General features: G+C 66.5%; 5 protein-coding genes and 1 pseudogene. 1 reads left to right on the top strand and 5 read right to left on the bottom strand.

All coding sequences use genetic code 11. The annotated features are described in order from the left end of the window. Nucleotides 1-54: 54 nt before the first annotated feature. Nucleotides 55-822, bottom strand: a complete 768-nt coding sequence (locus tag TVH25_RS20760; RefSeq protein WP_169622010.1) for an SDR family NAD(P)-dependent oxidoreductase — start codon at nt 820-822, stop codon at nt 55-57. An 82-nt stretch (nt 823-904) separates the two neighbouring features. Here TVH25_RS20760 and TVH25_RS20755 point away from each other — a divergent pair, with 82 nt between their 5' ends. Continuing rightward, nucleotides 905-1,336, top strand: coding sequence for a nuclear transport factor 2 family protein (locus TVH25_RS20755; RefSeq protein WP_169622011.1), 432 nt, complete (start codon nt 905-907; stop codon nt 1,334-1,336). 32 nt (nt 1,337-1,368) lie between these two features. Here the strand turns inward: TVH25_RS20755 and TVH25_RS20750 are convergent. The 4 genes and pseudogenes from TVH25_RS20750 to TVH25_RS20735 all read right to left on the bottom strand — a co-directional run bounded on the left by TVH25_RS20750 (nt 1,369) and on the right by TVH25_RS20735 (nt 4,893). Continuing rightward, a pseudogene (locus TVH25_RS20750) lies at nt 1,369-2,197 on the bottom strand (acyl-CoA dehydrogenase family protein). After that, on the bottom strand, nt 2,194-3,282 hold the full coding sequence (locus TVH25_RS20745; RefSeq protein ID WP_169622013.1) for an acyl-CoA dehydrogenase family protein: 1,089 nt from the start codon (nt 3,280-3,282) through the stop codon (nt 2,194-2,196). Before TVH25_RS20745 ends, TVH25_RS20750 begins: the two are co-directional and overlap by 4 nt. Beyond that, a complete protein-coding gene (locus TVH25_RS20740) occupies nt 3,279-3,695 on the bottom strand; it encodes a nuclear transport factor 2 family protein (protein WP_169622014.1) in 417 nt (138 codons plus the stop codon). Before TVH25_RS20740 ends, TVH25_RS20745 begins: the two co-directional genes overlap by 4 nt. Continuing rightward, a complete protein-coding gene (locus TVH25_RS20735) occupies nt 3,682-4,893 on the bottom strand; it encodes a metal-dependent hydrolase family protein (RefSeq protein WP_169622015.1) in 1,212 nt (403 codons plus the stop codon). The genes TVH25_RS20740 and TVH25_RS20735 overlap by 14 nt, the downstream gene beginning before the upstream one ends. Between the last annotated feature and the right edge of the window lie 101 nt (nt 4,894-4,994).

Raw genomic sequence — 4,994 nt, 5'->3', positions numbered from 1 at the left:
CGCCGCCGGGCCGCCCCTCCGATCCGGAGGGGCGCCCTTTCGTCGTGGTCGTGGTCAGACCTTGCGGGTGACGCCGCCGTCCACCCGGATGATCGCTCCGGTGGTGAAACTGGACGCGTCACTGGCGAGATGCAGTGCAAGCGGGGCGATCTCCTCCGGCCGGCCCATGCGACGCAGCGGGACGAACGGTGCGTCCTCGTCCTCGGCCGGTGCCCACGCCTTCGACAGATCGGTGCGGAACGGTCCGGGCAGGATCGCGTTGACACGCACCTTCGGGGCATATGCCTCTGCGAGGCCGACGGTCAGCGCGTTGAGACCGGCCTTCGCGCACGCGTAGGGCAGTTCCCGCACGCTGGCGACCAGCGACCCGGCGGTGCCGACATTGATGATCGACCCACCGTCGTGATCGGCCATGTACGCCCCGGCCCGAACGGCGAGGCGGAACGGGCCTTTCAGGTTGACCCCGAACGTCTTGTCGTAGAGGTCTTCGGTGATGGACTCGAGGTCCTCGTACAACGGGGACATGCCGGCGTTGTTGATGAGGATGTCGAGCCGCCCGAAATGCTCGAGAGTGGTGTCGACGAGGTCGTTGCAGTCGTCCCAGCGGCCGACGTGGCAGGCGACGGGCAGGGGCTTTCTTCCCGTGGTCTCCGCGATTTCCTCGGCGGCGGTGACACAGTTGTCCAGTTTGCGGGAGGCTATGACGACGTCGGCGCCGGCTTCGGCGAGGATCTGGGCGATGGCCCTGCCGATCCCGCGCGAACCACCTGTGACGACAGCGGTTTTCCCGCTCAGATCATGAAGAGAATCGAGTTGTGACATGACACGATCATGCCCGAAAAAGCCGCCCTAGGAAAGCGTGTTCTCATCTGACAGAATCGAATTCCGGACTTGAGGAGGCCCAATGACACCGCAGGAATTGTGCGACAAGCACGAAATCGCAGAACTGATCTACCGTTATGCCACGTCCGTCGATACGAAGGACTGGGAGCGTATGGCCTCGGTCTTCACCGAGGACGCATACCTCGACTACAGCTCCGTGGGATATCCGCCCGGATCGCGGGACGACGTACTCGCGCTCTTGCAGAAGGCGCTCGATCAGTTACCGATGACGCAGCACTTCGTCACCAACATCGAGGTCGACCTCGACGGTGACAGGGCACGGGTGCGCGCGATGTTCTACAACCCGATGCGGCTTCCCGGCATGAGTGAATTGACCTACTGCGGAGGGAATTACCACCACGAGGTCATCCGGACCGACGACGGATGGAAGAGTTGCCGGCTCACCGAGGAAAGCCTGTGGTTCTCCAACCATCCCGATCCGGCCAAGGCGTGACCCCTCGCCGGACCGGGATGCCGGTCGGTGTTTCAGAGGTTGACGAGCCGGGGCGCTGACCCACCGGCACGGATGATGGCACCGGCCTCCCGGGTCAGCTCCCGGGAACTGCCGAGTAGGCCGTCGAGCACGAGCGCGCGCCGGATATGCCGGTGCAGGTCGTGCTCGGCGGTGAATCCGATACCGCCCAGGACCTGCTGGCAATGACGCGCGGTGAGGATCGCGGCCCGGCCGGCCGCGGCTTTCGCGAGCAGTGAGCCCAGGTCGTCGGTGGCCGCATGCAGCGTGGCCTCGGCGCCCTCGATGGCGACGAAGGTTTCCGCGAGCCGATGCCGCACCGCCTGGAAACCCGCGATGGGCTTGCCGAACTGGGTGCGGTCGAGTGCATGGGTACGGGCCAGGTCCAGCATCGCCCGGCTCGTACCGACCAGCCACCAGCCGAGCGCCCGTCGCCCGGCGGACACCGGTATCGAGCTTCCGGACTCCACCACGGCGACAGGAAGTTCGGCGTCGAGAGCCTCGGTGTCCCGGTCGTGACGGGACCACTCGATCCACCGGTTACCGGTGTAGGGCAACGGCACGGTAGTACCGATGCCGGATCCTGCCTCGGCGAGTACGACATCGTTGACGAGGGGGGGCGGGGGGCCCCGCCGCCCCCGTCTCCCCGAGTAGCCCGAATACGAGAGGTATCGCCACTTCCGGCATCTCGGCGAGCATTTCCGGCCAGCCGAGTTCCACGAGTGCCGCATCGAGCGCGGCACCGGTGGTGGTCTCCATGGTCTTGCGCAGCGCATCAGCCAGGAGGCCCAGTTCGGGATCCAGCGCCGCCGCATTCGGCCGGGCGGTCTTGTAGGTCGTCATTCGGTCCCCAATCCGAGCAGCCGTCGCGCGATGATGTTCCGCTGGATTTCGGCGGTACCGCCGTAGATGGTCGCTGCGCGCGAATACAGGAATTCGGTGCGCCACTCCCCGTCCGACAGTTCGATCACACCGGGAAGAAGGTCGCGGGCGGTGTCGAACAACTGCTGCTCCGCGGTCGCGAGAAGGACCTTGTCGACCGAGGTCTCGGGACCCAGCGGTGCGCCCGACGCGAGGCGTTGCTGCGTCGCGTACGACCGGCTCCGCACGGTGTGCAGCGCGAGATACGCGGCGCCGAGTTCGTCGTCGGACGCCGAGTCCGTCTCCTGGACCAGGCGATCCAGCCGGGTGAACAGGTACGCGATCCGATGCCAGAAGCACGTCGACCGCTCGTGCGGGAGCAGATCCATCGCGAGCTTCCACCCGTCACCGGGGTTACCGAGCATGCGGTCGGCGGGGACGACGACGTCGTCGAAGTACACCTCCGCGAACTCGTCGACCCCGTGCATGGTCCGCAGCGGACGCACCGTGATCCCGGGGGTATCCATGTCGACGAAGAACGCGGTGATGCCGCCGTGCCCGGGCGCGGTCCGCGTGAGCAGGACACACCGGGAGGAGAACTGCGCGAGACTGGTCCACACCTTCTGGCCGTTGACGACCCACTCGTCGCCGCGCTGTACCGCCCGTGTGGACAGCGACGCGAGGTCGCTCCCGGAGCCCGGCTCCGAGAACCCTTGGCACCACTGTTCCTCGCCGCGGAGCAGTTTCGGAACCATTTCGGCCGCAAGCTCCGGCCGGGCGTACGAGATCATCGTGGGCGCAAGCACTTCGATCATCGAGTAGATACCGGGCTCGGCGAGGTCGCGAGTTGCGACCTCTTCGCCGAGCACTGCCCGCAGCATCGCGTCGCCGCCGAGGCCACCGACCGCCTCGGGCCATCCGTAACGCATCCAGCCGGCGTCGTACAACGCACGCCGGACCCGGCCCAGCTGTTCGACCTGTGCGTCGAACGAATGATCTGGGCCGGGCCGGAGGTCGTTCTCGTCGAGCCAGGCGCGTACTGCGTCCCTGAACTCGGTCACGTTCATGCCGAGGGCCGCTCGAATGCGTGCGGAATGCCCGAATCGTGTGCGCCACTGCGACGCATGAAGGTCATCGCCCGGGTCCGGAGCCGCCACCCGTCCTCGGTGCGGACGTAGGTGTCGTTGTAGTACCCGATCCGCATGTCGTGGGTCGCGTGATCGACGAAGCACAGGGGCTGCGTCCCCGTCGCGGTGTCGCCCTCGAGTTCCACCAGCGCCGTGCCGGTCATGAACAGGCCCTTCGGGGCCGCCGCGACCAGTTCGGGGAACTGGTCGAGGGGGAACGCGTCGCCGAACGCACTGTAGGTGCCGTCGGGGGTGAAGACGGACACGACACCGTCGACGTCGCCCTTGGTCATGTTCACCGCGTAACGCGCGAGAAGCTGATTGATCTCGACCAGGTCGTCAGTTGTTGACATAGACCTTTCCGCCTTTCATCACGAACCGCACGTTCTGGGTGACGGTGATGTCTTCGGTGGGATCGCCGGGAACGGCGATGATGTCGGCGAGCAGGCCCTCGGCGAGACGGCCGCGGTCGTCCACGTCGATGAGTTCGGCCGCATTGATGGTCGCCGCCTGGATGACCGCCAGCGGCGGCATGCCGCGGTCGACGAGTGCGACGAGTTCGTCGGCGTTCTTGCCGTGCGGTATGGCAGGTGCATCGGTGCCGACCGCGATCTTCACGCCGGCCTTGTACGCGGCAAGCACCGAAGTGCGTGCCTTGGGGAACATCTCGGCCGCCTTGGCCTGGAGATCGGCCGGGGCGTGGGAGATGTCCATCGCGTCGGCGAGCCGCGTCGTCGGCACGAGGAACGTGCCGTTCTGCACCATCTGGTCGATCGCGTCGTCGTCGATGAGGAAGCCGTGCTCGATGCAGTCGATACCTGCGGCAACGGCCGCACGGACGGCGTCAGCGCCGTGCGTGTGGGACGCGACCTTGAGTCCACGGCGGTGCGCCTCGTCGACGATGGCGCGGAGTTCTTCGTCGGAATAGTGCTGTGCTCCGGGAAGTCCCGTGTGCGACATGACGCCACCGGAGACGCAGACCTTGATGAGCTGCGCGCCGTGCTTGATCTGGTACCGGACCGCCTTGCGGACTTCGTCGACGCCGTTGGCGATTCCCTCCTCGATCGTCAGCTCGAGGACACCGGGTGCGAACGCGGCGAACATGGTGGGGTCGAGGTGTCCACCGGTGGGAGTGATCGCATGGCCGGCGGGCACGATGCGCGGTCCGTCGACCCAGCCGGCGTCGATCGCCTTGCCCAGTGCCACGTCGAGCAGGTAACCACCCGTTTTCACGAACAGGCCGAGGTTGCGGACGGTGGTGAAACCGGCACGCAGCGTGCGACGCGAGTTACCCACGGCGCGGAGCATGCGCAGCGGCGGATCGTCCTGCACGGTGGAGTAGACGGGCTTCTCGCCGCGGCCACCCATCAGCAGGTTGACTTCCATGTCCATCAATCCCGGCATCAGGATCTGGTCTCCGAGGTCGATGACCTCGCCCTCCGGTTCGCCGCCGACACCGACGATCCGGTCGCCGTCGATGCGCAGGATGCCCGGTCGGATGATCTCGCCGGTGTCTACATCGAGTAGTCCGGCCGCCTTCAGTGTCAGCATGCGCTCACACCACCGGTTCTTTGGTGATGGTGGCCCAGGCGGCGCCGCTGTCGGGGACGCGGGGCTGTTTCCAGACCTCGATGGGGAAGGAGACCATGACC

This window comes from Rhodococcus sp. 7Tela_A2 (assembly GCF_049311045.1).
Lineage (GTDB): Bacteria > Actinomycetota > Actinomycetes > Mycobacteriales > Mycobacteriaceae > Rhodococcus.
The sequence above is the reverse complement of the archived record's forward strand: the minus strand, read 5'-3'. Positions and strand labels throughout refer to the sequence as shown.